At 58.4% G+C, this 22,376-nt stretch carries 17 protein-coding genes; 12 read left to right on the forward strand and 5 right to left on the reverse strand.

The window, feature by feature from the left end; translation table 11 throughout:
* Positions 1–1,120, forward strand: a 1,120-nt coding sequence (locus ACR0EN_RS17855; protein ID WP_480588138.1) for a COG4223 family protein, incomplete at its 5' end; no start/stop codon positions are given.
* 10 nt (positions 1,121–1,130) lie between these two features.
* On the forward strand, positions 1,131–2,642 hold the full coding sequence (locus ACR0EN_RS17860) for a heme biosynthesis HemY N-terminal domain-containing protein (protein ID WP_170397926.1): 1,512 nt from the start codon (positions 1,131–1,133) through the stop codon (positions 2,640–2,642).
* Positions 2,643–2,769: 127 nt separating this feature from the next.
* On the opposite strand, the gene ACR0EN_RS17865 is transcribed toward ACR0EN_RS17860, so the two are convergent.
* From ACR0EN_RS17865 to ACR0EN_RS17875, 3 genes are read right to left on the reverse strand one after another with little or no spacing between them, the layout of a single operon-like run.
* Entirely contained in the window at positions 2,770–3,519 is a 750-nt protein-coding gene (locus ACR0EN_RS17865; RefSeq protein WP_170625375.1) for a PhnD/SsuA/transferrin family substrate-binding protein, read from the reverse strand.
* Positions 3,516–4,133 carry a response regulator transcription factor gene (locus tag ACR0EN_RS17870; protein WP_170397932.1) on the reverse strand — a complete coding sequence of 206 codons (618 nt, stop codon included), beginning with the start codon at positions 4,131–4,133 and terminating at the stop codon, positions 3,516–3,518. Before ACR0EN_RS17870 ends, ACR0EN_RS17865 begins: the two co-directional genes overlap by 4 nt.
* A complete protein-coding gene (locus tag ACR0EN_RS17875; protein WP_170425407.1) occupies positions 4,130–6,520 on the reverse strand; it encodes an ATP-binding protein in 2,391 nt (796 codons plus the stop codon). Before ACR0EN_RS17875 ends, ACR0EN_RS17870 begins: the two co-directional genes overlap by 4 nt.
* Positions 6,521–6,762: 242 nt before the next feature.
* On the opposite strand from ACR0EN_RS17875, the gene ACR0EN_RS17880 reads away from it, so the two are divergent.
* The 5 genes from ACR0EN_RS17880 to ACR0EN_RS17900 all read left to right on the forward strand — a co-directional run bounded on the left by ACR0EN_RS17880 (position 6,763) and on the right by ACR0EN_RS17900 (position 13,998).
* Positions 6,763–7,725, forward strand: coding sequence for a TAXI family TRAP transporter solute-binding subunit (locus ACR0EN_RS17880; RefSeq protein WP_170397937.1), 963 nt, complete (start codon positions 6,763–6,765; stop codon positions 7,723–7,725).
* A gap of 107 nt (positions 7,726–7,832) precedes the next feature.
* Complete coding sequence (locus ACR0EN_RS17885; protein WP_480588140.1) at positions 7,833–10,442, forward strand: TRAP transporter permease; 2,610 nt, start codon at positions 7,833–7,835, stop codon at positions 10,440–10,442.
* Positions 10,439–10,870 (forward strand): universal stress protein, encoded by a 432-nt coding sequence (locus ACR0EN_RS17890; RefSeq protein WP_170397943.1) that lies wholly within the window; start codon positions 10,439–10,441, stop codon positions 10,868–10,870. The genes ACR0EN_RS17885 and ACR0EN_RS17890 overlap by 4 nt, the downstream gene beginning before the upstream one ends.
* 84 nt (positions 10,871–10,954) lie before the next feature.
* Positions 10,955–12,706: a gamma-glutamyltransferase gene (gene ggt, locus ACR0EN_RS17895; RefSeq protein ID WP_480588142.1), complete on the forward strand. Its 1,752-nt coding sequence runs from the start codon at positions 10,955–10,957 to the stop codon at positions 12,704–12,706.
* 86 nt (positions 12,707–12,792) lie between these two features.
* On the forward strand, positions 12,793–13,998 hold the full coding sequence (locus tag ACR0EN_RS17900) for an MFS transporter (RefSeq protein WP_480588144.1): 1,206 nt from the start codon (positions 12,793–12,795) through the stop codon (positions 13,996–13,998).
* Positions 13,999–14,057: 59 nt separating this feature from the next.
* On the opposite strand, the gene ACR0EN_RS17905 is transcribed toward ACR0EN_RS17900, so the two are convergent.
* Both ACR0EN_RS17905 and ACR0EN_RS17910 read right to left on the reverse strand, forming a co-directional pair.
* Positions 14,058–15,533, reverse strand: coding sequence for an NAD-dependent succinate-semialdehyde dehydrogenase (locus tag ACR0EN_RS17905; RefSeq protein ID WP_480588146.1), 1,476 nt, complete (start codon positions 15,531–15,533; stop codon positions 14,058–14,060).
* Positions 15,534–15,535: 2 nt separating this feature from the next.
* On the reverse strand, positions 15,536–16,813 hold the full coding sequence (locus ACR0EN_RS17910; RefSeq protein ID WP_170397954.1) for a 4-aminobutyrate--2-oxoglutarate transaminase: 1,278 nt from the start codon (positions 16,811–16,813) through the stop codon (positions 15,536–15,538).
* Positions 16,814–16,962: 149 nt separating this feature from the next.
* Here ACR0EN_RS17910 and ACR0EN_RS17915 point away from each other — a divergent pair, with 149 nt between their 5' ends.
* The 5 genes from ACR0EN_RS17915 (at position 16,963) to ACR0EN_RS17935 (ending at position 22,361) form a co-directional block, all read left to right on the forward strand.
* On the forward strand, positions 16,963–17,529 hold the full coding sequence (locus tag ACR0EN_RS17915) for a cupin domain-containing protein (protein ID WP_170425413.1): 567 nt from the start codon (positions 16,963–16,965) through the stop codon (positions 17,527–17,529).
* Positions 17,530–17,666: 137 nt separating this feature from the next.
* The gene (locus ACR0EN_RS17920; RefSeq protein ID WP_480588148.1) at positions 17,667–18,140 is read left to right on the forward strand and encodes a VOC family protein; all 474 of its coding nucleotides are present in this window, start codon (positions 17,667–17,669) and stop codon (positions 18,138–18,140) included.
* Entirely contained in the window at positions 18,137–18,487 is a 351-nt protein-coding gene (locus ACR0EN_RS17925; RefSeq protein WP_480588150.1) for a hypothetical protein, read from the forward strand. The genes ACR0EN_RS17920 and ACR0EN_RS17925 overlap by 4 nt, the downstream gene beginning before the upstream one ends.
* 130 nt (positions 18,488–18,617) lie before the next feature.
* A complete protein-coding gene (locus ACR0EN_RS17930; protein ID WP_170407972.1) occupies positions 18,618–19,586 on the forward strand; it encodes a carbon-nitrogen hydrolase family protein in 969 nt (322 codons plus the stop codon).
* Positions 19,587–19,628: 42 nt separating this feature from the next.
* Positions 19,629–22,361: an aminotransferase class I/II-fold pyridoxal phosphate-dependent enzyme gene (locus ACR0EN_RS17935; RefSeq protein ID WP_170819078.1), complete on the forward strand. Its 2,733-nt coding sequence runs from the start codon at positions 19,629–19,631 to the stop codon at positions 22,359–22,361.
* Positions 22,362–22,376: the final 15 nt, after the last annotated feature.

Below are 22,376 nucleotides of genomic sequence, written 5' to 3' on the forward strand. Positions count from 1 at the left end.
CGAAGCCGAAGCCGAAGCCGAAGCCGAAGCCGAAGCCGAAGCCGAAGCCGAAGCCGAAGCCGAAGCCGAAGCCGAAGCCGAAGCCGAAGCCGAAGCCCTGAACAGGGCCGAGCCGACCGAAGAGAAGGTGATCGAACGCACTGTTGAAAAGCGCGGCGGGTTTGTTCCGGCGCTGCTGGGCGGCGTTGTTGCGGCCGGAATTGGGTTTGCCGTGGGCAGCGGCGGGTATTTGTCCAGTGGGGCAGAAAGCTCGGATGCAATTGCCGCGCTTGAAAAGAAGCTGTCGGAACAATCCGATCAGATTGCCCAACTGACAAAATCTTTTGCTGATGGCCCCGATGTCTCAGGCCTCTCGGATCAGATCAAGGCTTTGTCAGACAAGCTATCGCCGGTCGAAAGCGATCTGGGTGCCGTAAAAACCAGCGTTGATGGCCTGGCCGGTAAGGTCGACCCACTTGAGGAACGCCTGACCGCGCTTGAGAAGCAACCGCTTGAGGCAAATGTCTCGGCCGAGGCGACGGCAGCCTTTGAGGCCGAGTTGAAGAAACTGCAGGATTCTCTGGCCGCGCAGCGCAGCGAAGTGGAAAAGATGGTTTCCGATGCGCAGGCGCTTGAGGCCAAAGCCTCGGCCGAGGCCCGAGCTGCAACCAACGCGGCCATCCTGTCGCGTCTGCATGGCCAGTTGGATGCGGGCCAGCCTTATGAAGATTTGATCTCTGAACTGAAAGCGGGTGGGGTTGATGTACCGGATGCTCTGACCTCCTCCGCGAAGGACGGGATCGAAACGCTTTCAGCCTTACGCAGTTCGTTTGCCCCCGCGGCACGCACGGCGTTGGCGGATGCGCGGGATGCCGACAAAGGCACCGGGTTGATGGCCTTCCTGCAGCGTCAGACGGGCGCGCGGTCGGTGACGCCGAAAGAAGGGGACGATCCGGATGCGATCCTGTCGCGCGCGCAGGCGGCCTTGGCGGATGGAGATGTCGCAAAGGCGCTGACCGAACTGAAAGCATTGCCTGAGGCGGCGCAGACTGCATTGGCGGGTTGGGAGCAGGCGGCGCAGACGCGGGTCTCTGCCGTCGAGGCCGCAAACACGCTTGCTTCAAGCCTGAACTCGAACTGAAGGACCTGCCATGCTGTGGTCATTGTTAAAGATCCTTGTTTTTGTTGCGATTATCGGCCTGCTGGCCATGGGCGCCGGGTTTCTGATGGAATCATCAGGCGGCGTGCAGATCACCGTTGCCGGCACCGAATACACGCTGGGGCCGCTGCAATCGGTGATCGCGCTGGGCGTGTTGGTGTTTGCGGTCTGGCTGTTCTTCAAGCTGCTTACGCTGCTGATCGCCACGCTGAAATTCCTAAACGGTGATGAAACCGCCCTTTCACGTTATTTCGATCGCAGTCGGGAAAAGCGGGGATATCAGGCTCTGGCGGACGGGTTGATGGCGCTGGCCTCGGGTGAGGGGCGCGTGGCGATGACCAAGGCCAATAAGGCCGAGAAGCTGCTGAACAATCCGGAACTGACCAATTTGCTGGTGGCGCAGGCAGCCGAGATGACCGGTGATACCAAGAAAGCGTCCGAGACTTACAAGAAGCTGGTCACCAACAACGCCACGCGATTTGTCGGTGTGCGCGGGATCATGAAGCAAAAGCTGGCCGAAGGCGATGATGAAACCGCGCGCAAGCTGGCCGAGAAGGCTCTGGCCCTCAAACCCCGGCATGAAGAAACGCAGGATGTGCTGTTGAACCTGCAGACCAAAGCGCAGGATTGGGCCGGTGCGCGGTCCACGTTGACCTCGAAGCTGAAGGCCGGGTATTTGCCGCGCGACGTGTTCAAACGGCGCGACGCAGTCCTGGCTTTGTCCGAGGCCAAAGTGCTGCTGGACGACACGGCGACGGTCGAACAGCAGGAACATGCGATTGAGGCAAACCGCCTTTCACCCGATCTTGTCCCGGCAGCCGCCATGGCCGCGCGCGCCTATATCGAAAAGGGCAAACCGCGTGCAGCCACCAAGATTCTGAAAAAGGCGTGGGAAGTACAGCCTCACCCCGATCTGGCCCATGCCTTTGCCGAGATTGTGCCAGACGAAACACCTGAACAGCGGATCAAGCGGTTCACCGCTTTGACCCGCATTCATTCAGAGAATATGGAAACACGCCTGATTTTGGCCGAGCTGAACATCGTAGCCGAAGACTTCCCCGAAGCGCGACGCGCGCTGGGTGATGTTGTCGAAAAGCAGGGGGATGCACGGGCCTACACGCTGATGGCTGCGATTGAACGGGGCGAGGGCGCCTCGGACGCGGTGGTTCAGGGTTGGCTGGCCAAGGCGCTGAACGCACCGCGCGGGCCGCAATGGGTCTGCACCAATTGCCACGACATTCAGCCTGAATGGGGACCGGTGTGCCAGAACTGCGGCAGCTTCGATACGCTCAGTTGGCAGACGCCTCAGACGCCCGAGATTGCTAGTGCGACGGGTGTGCACATGCTGCCTCTGATCGTTGGCGCGCTTGAGGATCAATCAGAGGCTGAAGAGGCAGAGGAACCTGAAGAAAGTGCTGAAGAGTCAATTGAAGAGCCGGTCGAAGAGGACGTGATCGAGGGAAAGGCCGAGCCGGTCTCGGAGGAAGTCGCGCGACAGACCTAACGCGCGGTCTCGGCGTTGAAAGCGTCGTTCCGCAGCTTAAACAACCCGGCCCACCGATTTTGATCAAGGACGACCAAAGCCATTATGTGCGATCGGCTGTCGTCGGCGACACCGGCACACAAGACGACTAAACCGATCCCGGCGGGTTCTGCACGTCCAGATAACGTTCGGCCGGAATCCTCACGAGACCTTTGATCCCCAAGGCAGTACGATCCGCATCATCCAACTGCGCAATCGCCCGTTCAACCGCTGTAAAAATCGCTTGCTGATCGTTACCCTCCGCAGTGATCAATGGCAGGCTAGGCGTCGGGTCCGTCCACTCTAACACCCGCAGAGATGCGGCAAACTCTTCATACTCAGCCATCAATCGCCAAGAAACCGCATCAAGGGCGGCGATATCGGCGTGACCTTCCGCAACGGCATGCGCCGACTTCAGGTGACCTTCGGTTTGCACACGGTGCTTGAACCAGAAGCCATGCGGCTCAAGATGCCAATAAGGCGCGGCGTAGCCAGATTGCGAAAAGGTCTGGTTGTAAGCGAACACCGCTTCCCGAAACGCCATCAGATTTGTGCGTGGATCATCGGCGCGCACGACCAGAGCACTGCGGTAATAGCCGGGCGGACACCCGTCGAGACCATAGTCTGGCGTGCCAACCAACGCGACCTTATCGTGTAGCCATGTCCGGTACGGCATGCCGCAAGTCTGGCTCAGCACCAGTTCCGGGTGCTGCCAGACCGAGAATTCCTCGACGTCCTGCGACAGATGCTCAGGGCTCTCGATCCCGGCGCGGTTCAGATTGTCACGGATGAGGCTCCAGTATCGCAGATGTGCCTCATCAAGCTGAGGGCGGGCATACATCATCAGGCTTGCGATCATTGCATCTGCCCGAACAGTTCATACAGCTCTATCGTGGTTTTCACGCCGACCTTCTGCTGGATGCGCCCGCGATGAATTTCTACCGTGCGGGGGCTGATACCCAAGGCAGTTGCGATCTCCTTGCTCGACGTGCGCGCGGGGTGGGTCAGAATATGTTGCAGGACCTGCTCCTCGCGGTCGGTCAAAAGTCTGCGCTTATCCGCAAGCATCTGACGTCGCGATTTCTCGGCGCGCAGACGGTCGCCTATTTCAAACGCGGCCTGTATCCGTTCGATCAGCACCTGCAGGTCAAAGGGTTTTTCCAGAAAATCAATTGCACCTGCCTTGGTGGCCCGCACGGATTCCGGAATGCCGCCATGACCCGAGATGAAAATGACCGGTATGGTCGACTCGCGCCGGTTCAGATGTTCCTGCAATTCCAGCCCGTCCATGCCGGGCATGCCATAGTCCAGGATCAGGCAACCTTTTGCGTCCTCATGCACCTGATTCAGAAATGTCTGCGCATCGGCAAAATGCTCGACCCTTAGTCCGCGTTTGCTGAGCGAGCGTGATAAGGCGACGCGCACATCTTCATCGTCATCGACGATATAGACGACCAGCGGCTCAAAGGTCATGCGTGATCCTCCTTGGGCTGATCGCGGCGCTGCAGGGTGAAACAGAAGCGCGCCCCGGACGTCTCAGTAGGCTCGTACCAAATGGCTCCGTCATTGGCTTTGACGATGGTCCGACAAATGGACAGGCCCAGCCCCATCCCGTCGGTCTTCTGGGTGTCAAACGAGTTGAACAAGGTGACACCATCGCTAATCCCGGGCCCGTTATCCTCAACCCGCACCTCGACCAGTTCATCGCTAGTCTTTGTAGTGATGGTGATTTTACCCTTGCCATCCGGATCCAGGGCCAGGGCGTCGATCGCGTTGCGCAACAGGTTAACCAGAACCTGAGCGATCTGCGTCCGGTTTCCGATGACAAGAGGAAGGTCGGTTTCTTCATAAAGCAGCTTGATCTCGTGTAACTTCGCCTCGGCGTCCATCAGGCTGACGGTTTGCCGGATCAACCCGTTCAGTTCAAACGGAGTCTGACGTCCGCGATCCTTACGCACCACATCACGCAGGGCGCGGATGATGTCGCCCGCACGGCGCGACTGGCGGTCGATATCCGAAAGGATTTCTATCACCTCAGGATCGGGATCGCCGATTTCATCCAGCGTGATCTTCGCGGCGTCGACATTATAGGAAATCGCGCTTAGCGGTTGGTTCAGCTCATGCGCCAGCCCCGAGGCCATCTCGCCCATCAAGTTGACCCGTGCCACATGGGACAGATCGCGGCTGAGGCGGCTTACTTCATCCTCGGCCTGCTTCCGATCGCTGACGTTGTCGATAATGGCAACCGCATGATCAGGGGTCCCGCTTTCATCGCGGATCAGAATGGCATTGACCCGCAACCAGATGGGGGATCCGTCTTTTCGGATAAACTGGTTTTCGGCGATGAACTCGGAATCCTGCAGCAGGGTTTCGCGAAACTTGACCGCGATCTGCTGTTCATCTTCCGGCAGGATGTCGGCCAGCGTCATCTTCTCCAATTCATCCGGCTGATATCCCATGATATCGCACAGCTGTTCGTTGGTCCGCAGAAACCGCCCCGTTTCGGGCGAGATCTGCGCCATCCCGCGCGAGGCCAGATCGAAGGTGCGGCCATAGGCGGTTTCGAACCGTTGCCGTTGCCGAACTTCCTGAGTCAGAGCCGCACCGGTATCTTCCAGCTCGCGATAGGGGCTGTGCAGGCCTTCTTCGGTGGTGATCTCTCCGCTGCGCAATTGCTGACTCTGGCTGGCGAAGGTGCGCACAGGGGCATAGATCCGGTCGGCCATGGCAAGTCCGATTGCGCCGGTCAGAATGGCAATGGCAAGCGCGATCCAGACGCCTTGCGTCCGGTTCTTCTTGATCTCGCCAATAAAGTTGTCCTCGGCCGCATAAAGCCCGATCAACCAACGCAGCCCCGGCTCGGACACCTCGATAAGCATCGCCACATAGTCCTGACCGTTCAGCTGGAAATCGGTATGAACCGGTCCTTCCGTGTCGCTCAGACCGGTTTGCACGACATCTCCGAACGCCTTTTGCGCGATGGGGTCTGCGATTTGGTCCACACGCGTCAGCTCGGGCGCTTCCATATGTGCTTCCTGCCGGATCAGCACCAGCGTTGGATGCGCCAGCACCGCGCCATTTTCGTTCAGAACCAGCGCGGCACCGCGTCGTTCCGACCAGATGTCCAGCAGGAATCCCGACAGGGCGTCGATCTGGATATCGACACCCAAAATGGCACGGATAGCTCCGGTATCGTCCAATATGGGGACACTATAAGTGATCCCCGGCTGGCGCGTGGTGAAGAAGATATAAGGCTCTGTCCAGATCGGTGCTTTGGCTTCGGTCACCATTCTGAACCAGGGCCGGGTGCGCGCCTCATAGGTGTCAGTCTGGGTAGTGGCCGTTTCCAGCAATGTGAACTGATCGTTGCGCCATTGGAAATCGGCGGGATGTTCCGCGGTGCCGGGCAGGAATGGCGGAACGAACTTGGTGCGATAACGTCCGGGCTCTTCCGCGCGCATGACGTAGACAAACCTGCCCGTCGCATCGGCCAGATACATCCCTGCGAGTTGAGGCGCGACCTGTAGCTGCTGAAAAAAATGGCTTTCCAATACGCCAGGATCGCTGATATCCAGTACGTCATTTTCAGCAAGTCGCCGAGTTGCATCCAAGGCCTGCCGGGCGGGGTTCAGAAAACTTTTGACTTGGCCGATGACATTGACACTGACTTCGTTCAGTGATGTTCGGGATTGCCGCAACAGCGCGTTCTCCGAGCTGACAAAGGTCGACAGGATCACCGAAAGGATGGCGATGAACTGCAGCCCGCCCAAACACAGCGCAAGCGTGGCGCGCAGCGATCTTCGCCTGCGGGCTGGCTCAGTGTGGTCCTGGCGTATTTCTTGTTGCCCTGCGTAGTTCAATTCTTGTCCAAACGACCTTCTGCACGGGTCGGTATCACAGTCACAGAATGTGATCAGTTACCCTCTTTCCCCTATATCTGAATCCAAGCCTATACGTAATCTACCGTATAGACACCTGCTGTTTGGTTTCGCTTTCCTCTTTATCATCGGGGGGCCTGATTCCAGTGCGATTTTTTCTGTTGTGTTCTGAAAGGTTTCAGGCACCCCACAGATCAAAAAAGACTGACAACAGGAGTGTCAAAGTGTTCAAGAAAACCTCAATCACCGCATTTGCCGCGGCGGCCCTGATGGCACCAGCGGCATATGCTGAAGAATTTATCACGATCGGAACTGGCGGCGTTACGGGTGTCTATTACCCGACGGGTGGCGCGATCTGCCGTCTGGTCAACAAGGGCCGGAAAGAGCACGGGGTCCGGTGTTCGGTGGAGTCGACTGGGGGGTCGGTTTACAACATCAACACCATTCGCGAAGGCGAGCTTGAGTTTGGGGTGGCACAGTCGGACTGGCAGTACCACGCGTTCAACGGCAGCTCGAAATTCGAAGAAGCCGGCCCGTTTGAGAACCTGCGTGCCGTGTTCTCGGTACACCCAGAGCCGTTCACGGTTGTGGCGCGTGCCGACGCGGGTATCTCGAATTTCGAAGACCTGAAGGGCAAACGCGTCAATATCGGCAATCCCGGTTCCGGTCAGCGTGGCACCATGGAAGTGCTGCTGGGCGAAATGGGTTGGACCACCGACGATTTCGAACTGGCGACCGAGCTGAAAGCGGCTGAACAGTCCGCTGCCCTGTGCGACAACCAGATCGATGCGATGGTTTACACCGTTGGTCACCCCTCGGGTTCGATCCAGGAAGCCACCACCGCGTGCGACTCGGTTCTGGTGAATGTCAGTGGTGACGCGGTTGACAAGCTGGTGGGCGACAACTCGTTCTACCGTACCGCGACCATCCCCGGTGGCATGTACCGCGGTTCGGATGGTGACACATCGACCTTTGGTGTGGGCGCGACCTTCGTGACTTCGGCAGATGTGTCGGAAGACGCGGTTTATGCGGTTGTCAGCTCGGTCTTCGAAAACTTCGATGACTTCAAAAAGCTGCACCCGGCATTTGCCAACCTGAAACCGGAAGAGATGATTGCGGATGGCCTGTCGGCACCGCTGCATCCGGGTGCCGAGAAGTACTACAAAGAAAAAGGCTGGATTCAGTAACCAGACCTGACACGGGGCGCCTTGCGGGGCGCCCCGATTCATATCCGGGCTAAACCGGAGACAAGACGGCCGCAAAAACCAAGGCCGAAGGACAGGGAGATACCAACATGAGTTCCGACACACAGGGCAATCGCCCTCTTTCCGAAGAAGAGCTTCAGGAACTGGTTGCCTCATCAGATGCAGGCGCGCGTGATCCGGCGGGAAATGTCGGGCTGTTTCTGGCGATCGTTGCGGTTTTGTGGTCGGTGTTTCAGGTCGTTCTGGCCTCTCCCCTATCGAATTATCTGCTGCCGGGCAGTGTAGTGAACAACTCACGCCAGATTCATCTGGCCTTTGCGATGTTCCTAGCCTTTTCGGCCTATCCGGCACTGAAATCCAGCCCGCGGAACTACATCCCGATTCAGGATTGGATCATGGGGATCGTGGGCGCATTTCTGGCCCTCTATGGCTATTTCTTCTACCAAAAGATCGTCGATGCGGGCGGTCTCGCAGACGATACGGACAAGTGGTTTGCTCTTGTTGGCCTGCTGTTGTTGTTCGAGGCCGCGCGTCGCGCGCTTGGCCCGGCAATGGCGATCATCGCCACGATCTTTCTGGCCTACGTCTTCTTTGGTTCCTCCGAGTGGGTGCCCGAGGTGATCCGCTGGAAAGGTGCCAGCCTGCAAAAGGCGATGAGCCATATGTGGATCACGTCCGAAGGTGTCTTTGGCATCGCGCTGGGCGTGTCGACCAAGTTCGTCTTCCTGTTCGTGCTGTTCGGCGCGCTTTTGGATAAGGCGGGCGCGGGCAACTACTTTATCAAGATGGCCTTTGGCGCGCTGGGGCACCTGCGCGGTGGCCCGGCCAAAGCGGCTGTTGTTGGTTCTGCGGCGACCGGCCTGATCTCGGGCTCGTCCATTGCGAACGTTGTCACGACCGGCACCTTCACTATCCCACTGATGAAGCGTGTGGGCTTTTCCAGCGAACAAGCGGGCTCGGTTGAGGTCGCTTCATCCGTGAACGGCCAGATCATGCCACCGGTGATGGGCGCTGCTGCCTTCCTGATGGTGGAATATGTGGGCATCTCATACGTTGAGGTGATCACCCACGCCTTCCTGCCTGCTGCGATTTCCTACATCGCGCTGGTCTACATTGTGCATCTTGAAGCGGTGAAGCGGAACATGCCGACGCTGGGCGACCGCGTCGTTTCGATGGGGCGCACAATCGGTGGAATGGCGCTGTTTTTCGTGGGCTTTGCCGGGCTGTGCTATGGCATCCAGTACCCGATCAAAGCGATTGTCGCGCTCATGCCCGATGCGTCGGGTCTGGTCCTGTCGGCGCTGATCGTTTTGGCCTATCTGATCCTGCTTTGGCTGGCTTCCGGAGTAGAGGACTTGGTGCCTGACGATCCTAATGCCAAAGAGGTTGAACTGCCGGTAATTGCCGAAATCTACAAGGCCGGTCTGCATTACCTGCTACCGATCATCGTGTTGGTCTATTTCCTGATGATCGAACAGAAATCACCGGGCCTATCAGCCTTCTGGGCGACTTCGCTGTTGTTCGTGATCCTGCTGACGCAGAAACCGCTCAAGTCGATCTTCCGGGGTGAAAGTGACACAGCGAATGCCTTCAAGGCCGGTGTCGTCGACCTGTGGAACGGGCTGATCGACGGCGCGCGCAACATGATTGGTATCGCGCTGGCCACCGCCACTGCGGGTGTGATCGTGGGCACCGTGACGCTGACCGGCGTGGGCCAAGTGATGGCCGATCTGGTCGAGTTTCTGTCAGGCGGTAACCTGATCGCCATGCTGGCGTTGGTGGGTCTGCTCAGCCTGATCCTCGGGATGGGATTGCCGACCACGGCGAACTATATCGTGGTCAGCTCGCTGATGGCGGGTGTGGTCGTGGAATTGGGCGCGCAGGATGGGCTGATCGTGCCGCTGATCGCGGTGCACCTGTTCGTGTTCTACTTCGGTATCATGGCTGATGTGACACCGCCGGTTGGTCTGGCGAGCTTTGCCGCCGCCGCCGTCTCGGGCGGGGATGCGATTAAGACCGGTTTCACCGCCTTCTTCTACAGCTTGCGCACCGTGGCACTGCCTTTCGTGTTCATCTTCAACACTGACCTGTTGCTAATCGATGTGGGCTGGGTACAGGGCATTCTTGTGGCCGTCTCTGCGACCATCGCGATCCTGATCTTTACCGCCGGTACCATGGGCTGGTTCCTGACCAAGAACCGCATCTATGAAAGCGTCGCGCTGATCCTGATCGCCTTTGCGCTGTTCCGTCCGGATTTCTTCATGAACCGCATCGCACCGCCCTTTGCGCAGATCGAACCGGCACAGCTGACGCAGGCCGTGGGTGAGGCCGCGCCAGGTAGCACCATGCGGATCGAGGTCGCGGGCCCGGATTTTGACACCGGCAACATGACCGAAACCACCGTTGTTCTGGACATTCCGGAAGGAGCCAACGGTACAGCACGCGTTGACGCTTTGGGCCTGATGACGCTGGAAGAGGATGGTCTGGTCAAGCTCGACGAGCCGATGTTCGGTACGCCGGTCGCGGATGAGCTGGATATGTTTGACTATTATGCTGACGATGCCGTTCGCATCACCAGCATTCAGGCCCCGCAAAGCCAGCCCGCGAAAGAGCTGATCTTTATCCCGGCGCTGATCCTGTTGGGTCTTGTCGCCTTCCTCCAGCGCGGCCGTGCCGCAAAACAGGGAGAACCCGCATGACCCAAGCAATTCTGTGCGCCGTGGATATCAGCAATGGCGATCTTGATGTTGCCGTCCTTGAACGGGCGGCGGCGCTGGCCGAAATGGATGGCGCGCGGCTGGATGTCGTGACCGTGACACCTGACTATGGCGAAGGCTTTGTCAGCAGTTTTTTTGAGCCCCACCACCACGAAAAGGTGATTGAAGAGGCTCATGAAAAGCTGGTCGCCCTCTGCGCCGCCACGCTGGGGGAAGAGCGCAACGCCAAGGTCCGTCATGTGGTGGCAACTGGCAGCGCCTATCAGGAGATCCTCAAAACCGCGGAAGGCGCGGGCTCGGACTTGATCGTGATCGGCGCGCATAAGCCTGACTTGAAAGACTATTTGCTTGGTCCGAATGCGGCGCGCGTCGTGAGGCATTCGCACACGTCAGTATATGTTGTGCGGTAAATCGATCGGATTTAAGCTGAGAGTCTGCCATTTGAAGTTCGTTACTCAGTAGCCAATCTCGCAGATCCTTACCGGGAGATTTCTATGATGAAGACATTCATGAAAACCGGCGCCGTTCTGGCGTTGGGTGTTGTCGCTTGCGCGGCCAATGCGCAGGACCCTGCGCCGGAATATGGCTATGGTTGGGAGGACAAAAACTCGGTGACTGGCACCGAGTTCATGGTCTCGGCCGCCAATCCCATTGCTGCCAAAGCCGGATATGATGTGCTGGCCGCAGGTGGCACAGCCGCAGATGCGATGATTGCCGTGCAGCTGATGCTCAATCTGGTTGAACCGCAATCATCGGGCATCGGCGGTGGTGCGTTCATGCTGTATTGGGATGCGTCGGCTAAAACTCTGACCACCTTTGATGCGCGTGAAAAAGCCCCTGCGAAAGCCACGCCTGAACGGTTCCTGTTGCCGGACGGGGAAAAGATGCCGTGGCCCGAAGCTGTTGTAGGCGGACAATCTGTTGGCGTTCCGGGCATTCTGCGCCTGATGGAAGTGACCCATAACCTCTATGGCAAGAAAGACTGGGCCTCGCTGTTCCAGCCCACCATCGATCAGGCCGAGCAGGGGTTTGAGGTTTCGCCCCGCATGGCAAACTCGATCCAAAGCACGATTGAACGTGAGCGCTCAGTCGGTGTGTTCCCGGCGGGCAAAGCGTATTTCTTCAACGAAGATGACACGCCGCTGCAGGCTGGAACCTCACTACGGAACCCCGAGTTTGCCGAAACCCTGCGCATTCTGGCCGATCAGGGCGCAGGCGCCTTCTATAGCGGCCCCATCGCCGAAGATATCGTGGCGGCAGTGGATGCCACATCCAAGGTGGAAAACAACATCACGCTTGAAGATCTGGCCGACTACCGCGTCAAAATCCGCCCCGCCGTCTGCGCCGATTATCGCGGCTACGATGTCTGCGGAATGGGTCCGCCCACCTCGGGTGGTCTGACCGTGGGCCAGATTCTGGGGATCCTCAGCAACTTCGACCTCGAAGGCACCGGTTGGAACGCCGAGATGGCGCATCTCTATGCCGAGGCCGCCAAGCTGGCCTATGCTGACCGCGCGCTGTACATGGCCGATAGCGATTTTATTGATGTACCGGTCAAGGGTCTGCTGGACACGGACTACCTAAAGCTTCGCTCGGAGATGATCGACCCGGCAGCAGCCAGCGAGAAGCGTCAGGCAGGTGAGCCGCCACGTGATCACACCGCCCTGTTTGCGCCCTCGCAAAACCCGGGTCGTCCCGGCACCAGCCATATCGTGATCCGAGATCAGTACGGCAACGCGCTGTCGATGACGACCACTATTGAGACCGCCTTTGGCAGCCGGGTTTTTGTGCGGGGTTTCCTGCTGAACAACGAACTCACCGATTTCGACCGCGCACCAAAGGATGGCGACCGTCTGGTGGCCAACCGCGTTGAGGGTGGCAAACGCCCGCGCAGTTCGATGTCACCTACTATCGTGATGAAGGATGGTGAGCCCTATCTGCTGATCGGCTCACCCGGTGGTAGCCGCATCATCAACTATGTGGCCAAAACGATCATCGCGATCGTGGACTGGGAGATGGACCCGCAGGATGCCATCGAAACGGGGCATTTCGTGCACCGCAACGGGTCTTCGATGGATCTGGAGCAGGGAACATCCGCTGCCGAGTTCGCAGATGCTCTGACCGCCAAAGGGCATGAGGTGAAAGAAGTCGATCTCAACAGCGGGTTGCATGCCATCCTGATCAAGGACGGGCAGCTGATCGGCGCCGCTGATCCGCGTCGCGAAGGCGTGGCTTTGGGCCAATAGTCATGAACTGGAAAAGGGCTGCTGGACAATTGTACCACGCAGCCCTTTTCTCTTGCTTTATCAGCATACTCGTCCGATAGGGCGGTATGTTCAAAAGCCGCGCCATAACCTTCATTCTGATCACGCTGATGATTGATGCCATCGGTATCGGCATCGTGTTCCCGATCATGCCCGACCTGATGGATCGCGTCGGTGCAGGCGATACCGGGCAGGGGGCATTTTGGGGCGGGCTGCTGATGGCAGCCTATGCCGGGGCGCTGTTCCTGTGCGGACCTATCGTGGGTAGCATTTCGGATGCGGTTGGCCGCAGACCGATCCTGATCGCAGCACTGACCATGTTGGCGCTGGATTATGTGATCATGGCGCTGGCCGAAACATTCTGGCTGCTTCTTCTGGGGCGAACGCTCGCGGGGCTTGCGGGGGCGACCTATATTACCGCAACGGCTTACATCGCTGACATATCCTCACCGACTGAGAAGGCGGCGAATTTCGGCCTGATCGGGGCGGCCTTCGGGATTGGGTTTGTGCTTGGACCGGCCATCGGCGGCATCGCTGCCGGGATCAGCATTACTGCGCCGTTCTGGATTGCCGCGGTCTTGTCCGCCGCCAACGCCCTGTTCGGAGTATTCGTCCTGCCCGAGAGCCTGAAACCAGAAAAACGCCGCCCCTTTGGCAAGCGTGACCTGAACCCGTTCAAATCGATCTTTGACTCCTTCCGCTTTCCGGGGCTGGCAGTGCCGCTGCTGTGCATTTTCATCTTTGAATTTGCCAACATGGTCTACCCCACCCTCTGGGCCTTCTGGATACGAGAGGTGTTTGGCTGGTCCACGCTCTATATCGGCTTGTCGCTGGCTGCATATGGCGTGCTGTTGGCCTTCGTCCAAGCCGGACTGATGCCGGTCTTCATTCGCTGGATCGGCGACTACCGGACCCTGCTGCTGGGGATGGTATCGGCATTGGTCGGAATGATCGGCTTTGGGTTTACCGTAACGGTTACGGCCCTTGTCATCTTTATTCTGCTTGCCGCGCTGTCCGACCTCGTGCCTGCCTTGATCACGGCTATGGCCTCGAACCAGGCGGACGAAGACCGGCAGGGCGTGGTGCAGGGAGTCATTGCGTCACTGTCTTCTGTCGCTGCGGTTCTGTCGCCTTTGGTGATGACCGGCATCTTTCAGGCGTCGGTCGATGGCGAAGGCACTTATCTGCCCGGCGCACCGTTCTTTTTCTCGGCGGCTCTGGTCTTGGTGATGATGCCGTTGGTGTTCCGTCTGCGCGGGCACGCATCGGTCTGAAACGAAAAACGCACCCGCAGCGGACTGCGAGTGCGTTGAATTTTCAAGGCACGAGGCGCTTACTGAATTTCACCCATGCAGAGATATTTCATCTCAAGGAAATCCTCGATCCCGTATTTCGAACCCTCACGGCCCAGACCGGATTGTTTGACACCGCCGAACGGGGCGACTTCGGTCGAGATCAGGCCAGTGTTGATGCCCACCATGCCCGATTCCAGCGCCTCGGCCACACGCCAGACGCGCGCCAGATCGCGGCTGTAGAAATACGAGGCCAGGCCGAACTCGCTGTCATTGGCCATGCTGACGACGTCGTCTTCTTCCTCGAATTTGAACAGCGGAGCGACGGGGCCGAAGGTTTCGTCCTTTGCCACAACCATGTCGCGGGTTACGCCAGTCAGAACGGTGGGTTCAAAGAATGTCCCACCCAGATCCGAGCGTTTGCCACCCAGCGTTACAGTCGCCCCTTTGGAAACCGCGTCCGAGATATGTTCTTCAACTTTGTCGACCGCCGCCTGATTGATCAGGGGACCTGTGGTGATGCCTTCGCCAAAGCCGTCGCCGACATTCAAAGATTTTGTCTTCTCGGCCAGCTTGGCAGCAAACTCGTCATAGACGCCCGCCTGCACATAGATGCGGTTGGCACAGACGCAGGTCTGGCCATTGTTGCGGAACTTCGCGATCATCGCGCCATCCACGGCGGCATCCACGTCGGCATCGTCAAAGACGATGAATGGTGCGTTACCGCCCAGTTCCAGCGACATCTTCTTGATGGTGCCCGCCGCCTGACGCATCAGGATCTGTCCTACACGGGTCGAGCCGGTGAAGGTGATCTTGGCGACCTTGTCGTTGGTGCAAAGCTCATTACCGACGCCTGAGCTGTCGGTGCCCGGGATCACGTTGAACACGCCCGCCGGTATACCTGCACGTTCACCCAAAACCGCCATCGCCGTCGCCGACAGCGGCGTCAGCGTCGCTGGGCGCGCCACAAAAGTACAGCCCACGGCCAGCGCCGGGCCAACTTTGCGCGCGATCATCGCGTTGGGGAAATTCCAAGGCGTGATTGATCCCACTACGCCCACGGGCTGCTTCAGCACCACGATGCGCTTGTCGCGCTGGTGGCCGGGGATGACGTCGCCGTAAACACGCTTGGCCTCTTCCGAGAACCACTCGATAAAGGACGCGCCATATAGGATTTCACCGCGCGCCTCGGGCCAGGGTTTACCCATCTCGGCGGTCAGGATGGTTGCCAGATCGTCTGCGTTTTCGACCATCAGGTCGAACCATTTGCGCAGAATGGCGGCGCGTTCCTTGCCAGTCTGAGCAGCCCATTCCTTCTTCGCAGCGTAAGCTGCATCGATGGTCTGTGTTGTGCCTTCGATGCTGACATCTGTCACATTGGCGATCAGATCACCGGTTGCAGGGTTGTAGACAGGGAACGTTGCCTCACCTTCGACCCATTCACCGTTGATATAGGCGCGGGGTTCCAGAAGGCTGGGATCTTTCAGCTCCAGCTTGGTCACTTTGGTATCCAGCATGTTCAGGCTCCTTTGGCAGCGTCGATCGAGGCTTCGAGGATATCCATAGCCTCGGCGAAGATTTCGTCCTGCACCGTCAACGGCGCGAGGAAACGAATTACGTTTCCATATACGCCACATGTCAGCAGGATCAATCCACGCTTCAATGCCTCGACCCGTATGGCGTTTGCCATATCGGGGTTCGGGGCGCTGCCGTCTGTGGTGTTGAACTCGGCCGCAACCATGAGGCCCGGACCACGAATATCTACGATCTCGGGCGTGCGGGAACGGATCGATTCCAGACGCTGTTTCAAGCGCGAGCCCAGCTCATTGGCGCGCGTGCACAGGTCTTCTTCCTCGATCACATCCATCACAGCATGGGCGGCGGCGATCCCCAGCGGGTTGCCGCCATAGGTTCCGCCCAAACCACCCGGGTGCGCGGCGTCCATCAGCTCGGCACGACCGGTGACGGCGGCCAGCGGCAGACCACCGGCCAGACCTTTGGCCATAGTGGTGATATCAGCAGAGACGTCATAAGCGTCCATCGCGAACAGGTTGCCGGTGCGGGCAAAGCCGGTCTGTACCTCATCGGCAATCAGAACGATGCCATGTTCGTCGCAAAGCGCGCGCAGACCACGCATCAACTCAGCCGGAGCGGGGTAGAAGCCACCTTCGCCCTGAACCGGTTCGATGATGATCGCGGCCACCCGGCCCGGATCAAGATCGGCCTTGAACAGTTTAGTCAAAGCACCCAGCGAATCTTCGGTCGAGGTGCCATGCAGATCGATCGGGAACGGGACGTGATAGGTATCGGGCATCATCGCGCCGAAGCCCGCTTTATAGGGCTGAACCTTGCCGGTCAGCGACATGCCCATGAAGGTGCGGCCGTGAAAAGCGCCGCCAAAGGCCACTACAGCCGGGCGGCCAGTGGCAGCACGCGCGATCTTGACGGCATTCTCGACCGCCTCGGCACCTGTAGTGACAAAGACGGTTTTCTTGGTGAAGTCGCCAGGCACCTTCTCGTTCAGGCGCTCGGCCAGGCGGATGTAATTCTCATAAGGCAGAACCTGATGGCAGGTATGGGTGAAGTTTGCGGCCTGTTTCTGAACAGCCTCCATCACCTTGGGGTGGCAATGCCCGGTGTTCACAACGGCGATGCCTGCGGCGAAATCGATATAGCGTTTGCCTTCGACATCCCAGACCTCGGAATTCACAGCACGGTCCACATAGACTTGCGTTTGCATCCCCACGCCCTGCGCGATCGAGGTATTCCGGCGTTCAGCAATCTGAGCGTTCAGCATCTTGCGTCCTTTCCCGTTTCCGGGCGCTGTGCCCGTATGTTTGACTGCGCGACTGTAGTATCTGGGCCTGCAAGCGAAAGCCTGTTTCTTGTGATTCATAAGCCATTGATTTACCGTCGCGGCAGGATCAAGTGTTGCGGATACTGAACATGAAGAACACCAGCCAAGAGGATTTGACCCTCGGACTGCGCCTGCGAACCTTGCGAGAGCGTGCAGGCTTATCTCAGCGGGCGCTGGCCAAGAAGTCGGATGTGCCGAACTCAACCATCTCGCTGATCGAGTCGGGCAAGATGAATCCATCGGTTGGTGCGTTACGGCGTATTCTGCAAGGCATACCGATTGGCATGTCCGATTTCTTTTCCTTCGAAATCGAACCTGAGCAGACCGTGTTTTATGCCTCAGAAGAACTTACTGAGATCGGAAAGGGTGGGCTGTCTCTGCGGCAGGTAGGATCAAACCTGCATGGTCGCGCGATGATGATCTTGCAGGAAACTTACGAGTTAGGGGCTGACACCGGTCGCGTGATGTACGGGCATGAGGCGGAAGAGGGCGGTATTGTCATCTCGGGTCGGGTGGAGGTGACCGTGGGCGATAAGCGCAAGGTACTGGGACCAGGCGATGCTTATTATTTCGACAGTCGCACCCCGCACCGGTTCAGGCAGGTCGGCCCCGAAGTTTGCCGGGTCATCAGCGCCTGTACTCCGCCTACATTCTAAGCATTACGGCAGAAATTTCAGCACTATGCATCATAGTGTTGCAGTATCTCCTGGTTTGATCCACAGTATGATGCATAGTGCGGGAAATTCCTGCAGATAATCCAGGGTGTCCGCCGTCCAATTCAGAGAGTACCGGAATGAAAAAGAAACCTGCCACACTGCCACGTGGCTATCGCACCTGCACCGCATCGCTTGCCGTCGCCGACGTCGATGCCGCGCTAACTTTCTACGAAAGCGCCTTTGATGCGAAGATACAGGCCTATGACGCGGATGAGGCCCCCGGCTTTGCCTCGATCAAGATCGGCAACTCGATGCTGTTTGTCACCGCCGGATGGGGTGCGCACGGCCCCGCCGTTCCGGGCACAGTCACACCGATTGGACATCATATGTATGTCGAAGATGTGGACACTGCCCTTGCAGCCGCGTTGGAAAGCGGTGCCAGCCTGATCGCTGAGGCGGCGGACACCTATTGGGGCGAACGCTGCGCCACGATTGCCGATCCGTTCGGTCATGTCTGGACGTTGGCGACCCGCGTCGAAAACCTGAAGCCAGCGGATATCAGTGAACGGCGCAAAGAGCTGCTGGACGCGGCGCAGATCGAGGCTGCATGAACGACGCCCCCCTTCCCACATTCACGATCCGTCAAAACGATCTGGCCATTCTCGCGGCTGAGGGTCGCATCGGCGACTATCCGGTCGCCGTTCGCACGGCGCGTGAGGTGATCAGCGGTGGCTTTGCCAACCACTCGGCGCATCCCAATACCTGGACTGTATACTTTCTGGTCGATGGCCAATGGGCGCTGGTCGAATCCACGCGCGGGCTGCGGCGGGAGTGGTCCAGCCTTGATCGGCTCGAGAAATGGCTGCGCAGTTGCGGATTCCGGTTCTTCTGGGTTCGCAACGACATCGATTTTGTGGAACCGCAGACAGAAGATACCGCCGAGGAAGCCGCAGTATGAAGGCAGTCGCCTCGGAAAACCATAGCCTGAGGACAGCAGGCTTGCGTGACCACACGGTTTTATGTTCCGATGAAGAACGCCGGATCAAATCGGCGGTCGCAATCGGCAAGAAAATGAGAAGAAACGAAAAATGACCCCTTTTGCGATAACCGGAATCCAGATGCATGTCGGTGCGTTGCAGTCGAATGTCGACGCGATGCTGCACCGGATCGACATTATGATGGCACGGTTCCCCTGGACCCAGATGGCCCTGTTCAGCGAACTGGCGCCTCATGGTCCGCTCGACCGGTTTGCCCAGCCCTTTCCCAATGACGACCTGTCGCGCTTTCAGGATGCCGCTCGGCGTTATGGGATCTGGCTGATCCCCGGATCGATGTTCGAAAAGCACGAAGATGGACGGATTTTCAACACCTCGGTGGTGATCAATCCCGAAGGTGAGATCGTCTCAAAATACTCCAAGATGTTCCCGTTCAAACCTTATGAACAGAACATCGCATCGGGTACCGAATTCTGCATCTTTGATGTGCCGGATGTGGGCCGGTTTGGCCTGTCGATCTGCTACGACATCTGGTTCCCCGAAACCACCCGCCACCTGACTAGCCAAGGGGTCGAGGTTCTGCTGCACCCGGTTCTGACCGGCACAACCGACCGCGAGGCCGAGCTGTCGATCGCCAAGGCGACCGCTGCGCAGTTCCAATGCTATGTGTTTGACGTGAACGGGCTGGCCGCCGGGGGCGTGGGCCGCTCACTGGTCGTTGATCCCTCGGCCACCGTGCTGCACCAGTCTGCGGGACAGGAGGATATCTTCCCTATCGAGATCGATCTTGATCAGGTCCGCCGCCAACGCGAGGTCGGACTGAAAGGTCTGGGGCAGGTTCTCAAAAGCTTCCGCGACCGCGAGGCGGAGTTCCCGGTCTATGACCGTACCAGCGGGGCGGATGCCTATCTGCACACGCTCGGCCCGCTGCGCATTCCGCAGAAAGGCGACGTTGCGGGCGTCGCTGCATCCGACCCCAGAACGGCGCTGGGATATACTGAAGACGCCGCGACCAAGCCCGACAATCTGTATCTCTACAAAGGACGCTCTGGCACAGACTGATACCGGCCCAGCTTTTCGGTATCGGCAGAAAGGAAAAATTTCATGCACGGCATTTCCGATAGCGAAAAGCTCCACACCATCTCGGACTACTACAGCGCCTCGCAATTGAGGGCAGACCGGTGGAGCGCGCTGCGGGAAACGGCCGAGTCCCTGGATCAGGGCGGTAACGAAAAAGATCGGGACCGGGCACGGCAGTTGCTGCAGGCGCTGGCCCCGATCGAGGTGTATTTCGCTTTTCCGGGCGGATCGGCGTTCGACTATCTGCGCCGGTTGCTGGACCATGGCAATTTCGGCGATTTTTCAACCGCCGTGCGCCGGGTGTCGCGTGCGCTGACCTCAGGGGCCTATCGTCGCCGCTCGATCCCGCTGATCGCGGATGAGACCGAGGTTGATGAGTTCGAGGACGAGTCCACCCAAAGCCATGAAGCCCGCGCGCTGGGCCGCCCATATTTCGAGGTGATGATCGTTGACAAGGTCAACGAACATCAGGAACGGTTCCTGCAAACCAGCCTGCAACGGATGCGCCGCAGCGAAGATCCGTTTATTTATGAAACCGTTGTCGTTCCCAGTGTCGAGGATGCGCTGATCGGGGTTCTGTTCAACCAGAATGTACAGGCGGTCATTGTTCGCCCGGGCCTTAGCCTGAAGTCCAAGAACGAAACCAATGTTTTGGGCCGCTATATCAGCCTCTATGGCGAGGGCGCCGATCTTGATGCGCTGTCCCCCTCGGAATACGGCCCTGAAACCTGCCGCAGGATCGGCATGCTGCGCCCCGAGCTGGACGCTTATCTAATCACCGACCGTTCGGCGGAAGATATTGCCGGTCTCGATCTGGGCCTGTGCCGTCGGGTGTTCTACAATCAGGAAGACTTTCTGGAATTGCACCTGAACATCCTGCGCGGAGTGCAGCGGCGCTATAAGACGCCGTTCTTCACGGCGCTCAAGGAATACTCAAAACAGCCCACGGGCGTGTTCCACGCAATGCCGATCAGCCGGGGTAAATCGATCAGTCGCAGCCACTGGATTCAGGACATGGGGGCGTTCTACGGATCAAATATCTTCATGGCGGAAACTTCGGCCACCTCGGGCGGGCTGGATTCTCTGCTGGAACCCAAAGGTCCGATAAAAGAGGCGCAGGAGGCTGCCGCACGCGCATTCGGCTCTAAACAGACGTTTTTTGCGACTAACGGCACCTCGACCTGCAACAAAATCGTTGTGCAAGCACTGGTACGGCCCGGAGATATCGTGCTGATCGACCGCGATTGCCACAAATCGCACCACTACGGCATGGTGCTGGCGGGGGCGAGCGTGGTCTATATGGACAGCTATCCGCTGCACGATTACTCGATGTACGGCGCGGTGCCGATCCGAGAGATCAAGCACAAGCTTTTGACCCTGAAGGCCGAAGGCAAGCTGGATCAGGTTCGTATGGTTCTGCTGACCAACTGCACATTCGACGGCATCGTCTACAACGTGCAGCGGGTGATGCAGGAATGCCTGGCGATCAAAAAGGACCTTGTGTTCCTGTGGGATGAGGCGTGGTTCGGTTACGCGCGCTTTGCCCCAAATTCGCGCGTACGTACTGCGATGCGATCAGCCAATATCCTGCGCGAACAATTCCGCACCCCAGAACATGCCGAGGCTTATGCCAACCAGCAGGAGGAACTGAAGGGCGCGGATGATGAAACCCTTCTGAACACCCGCCTGATCGCTCCGCCCGATGCACGCGTTAGGGTCTATGCCACACAATCAACGCATAAAACGCTGACTGCGCTGCGGCAGGGTTCGATGATCCACGTCAATGACCAGCAGTTCAAAGGTGCGGTCGAAGAGGCGTTTCACGAGGCCTATATGACCCACACCTCGACCTCTCCCAATTACCAGATCATCGCCTCGCTGGATGTGGGCCGCAGGCAGGTCGAGATCGAAGGGTACGAGTTCGTCCAGCGGCAGGTCGAAAGCGCGATGGCAATCCGCCGGGCCGTGACGACCCATCCGCTGCTTAGAAAGTATTTCAAGCTGGTCACGGCGGGCGACATGATCCCCGAGCAATATCGCGAAAGCGGCATGACCAGCTATTTCGATCCCGATCAGGGCTGGGCCGATGTTTGGGATTGCTGGGCCAAAGACGAGTTTGTTCTGGATGCCACGCGTATCACCCTGCATGTGGGCGCGACCGGCTGGGATGGGGATACGTTCAAGACCAAGATCCTGATGGATAAATACGGCATCCAGATCAACAAGACTTCGCGCAATACCGTGTTGTTCATGACCAATATCGGCACCACGCGCAGCTCGGTCGCCTATCTTATCGAGGTGCTGGTCGAGATCGCCAAGGAACTCGACGATCTGATGGACGATGCCTCGAAGATGGAAAAACGGGCCTTTGAAAAGCGCGTCAGGAATCTGAGCGAACACGTCCCACCTCTGCCCGATTTTAGTCGGTTCCACGATGCGTTCCGCTGTGAAGCAGGTACCGAAGCCGGTGACATCCGCACGGCGTTTTTCCTGTCCTATGACGAAGACAATTGCGACTACGTCGAGCCCGACAAAGAGATGCTGGAACGGCTCGAAGCCGGGGAAGAGATGGTCTCGGCCACCTTCGTGATTCCCTATCCGCCGGGCTTTCCCATTTTGGTACCGGGGCAGGTGATCAGCCCCGAAATCCTCAAATTCATGCAGGAACTGGACGTGTCAGAGATCCACGGATTCCGTGCCGATCTGGGCCTGCGCATTTTTACCGAAGACGCTTTGAAGTCAGTAAAGAACCCCTAAGGGGTCAGGGAGGAC

This window comes from Ruegeria sp. AB7, assembly GCF_056542625.1.

Bases quoted from the DNA above. Each gene is read 5' to 3' on its own strand.
- ACR0EN_RS17930 (WP_170407972.1), top strand. From the start codon at position 18,618: ATGACCCCTTTTGCGATAACCGGAATCCAGATGCATGTCGGTGCGTTG.
- ggt (WP_480588142.1), top strand. From the start codon at position 10,955: ATGATGAAGACATTCATGAAAACCGGCGCCGTTCTGGCGTTGGGTGTT.
- ACR0EN_RS17910 (WP_170397954.1), bottom strand. From the start codon at position 16,813: ATGCTGAACGCTCAGATTGCTGAACGCCGGAATACCTCGATCGCGCAG.
- ACR0EN_RS17900 (WP_480588144.1), top strand. From the start codon at position 12,793: ATGTTCAAAAGCCGCGCCATAACCTTCATTCTGATCACGCTGATGATT.
- ACR0EN_RS17935 (WP_170819078.1), top strand. From the start codon at position 19,629: ATGCACGGCATTTCCGATAGCGAAAAGCTCCACACCATCTCGGACTAC.
- ACR0EN_RS17885 (WP_480588140.1), top strand. From the start codon at position 7,833: ATGAGTTCCGACACACAGGGCAATCGCCCTCTTTCCGAAGAAGAGCTT.
- ACR0EN_RS17870 (WP_170397932.1), bottom strand. From the start codon at position 4,133: ATGACCTTTGAGCCGCTGGTCGTCTATATCGTCGATGACGATGAAGAT.
- ACR0EN_RS17865 (WP_170625375.1), bottom strand. From the start codon at position 3,519: ATGATCGCAAGCCTGATGATGTATGCCCGCCCTCAGCTTGATGAGGCA.
- ACR0EN_RS17860 (WP_170397926.1), top strand. From the start codon at position 1,131: ATGCTGTGGTCATTGTTAAAGATCCTTGTTTTTGTTGCGATTATCGGC.
- ACR0EN_RS17920 (WP_480588148.1), top strand. From the start codon at position 17,667: ATGAAAAAGAAACCTGCCACACTGCCACGTGGCTATCGCACCTGCACC.
- ACR0EN_RS17915 (WP_170425413.1), top strand. From the start codon at position 16,963: ATGAAGAACACCAGCCAAGAGGATTTGACCCTCGGACTGCGCCTGCGA.
- ACR0EN_RS17905 (WP_480588146.1), bottom strand. From the start codon at position 15,533: ATGCTGGATACCAAAGTGACCAAGCTGGAGCTGAAAGATCCCAGCCTT.
- ACR0EN_RS17925 (WP_480588150.1), top strand. From the start codon at position 18,137: ATGAACGACGCCCCCCTTCCCACATTCACGATCCGTCAAAACGATCTG.
- ACR0EN_RS17890 (WP_170397943.1), top strand. From the start codon at position 10,439: ATGACCCAAGCAATTCTGTGCGCCGTGGATATCAGCAATGGCGATCTT.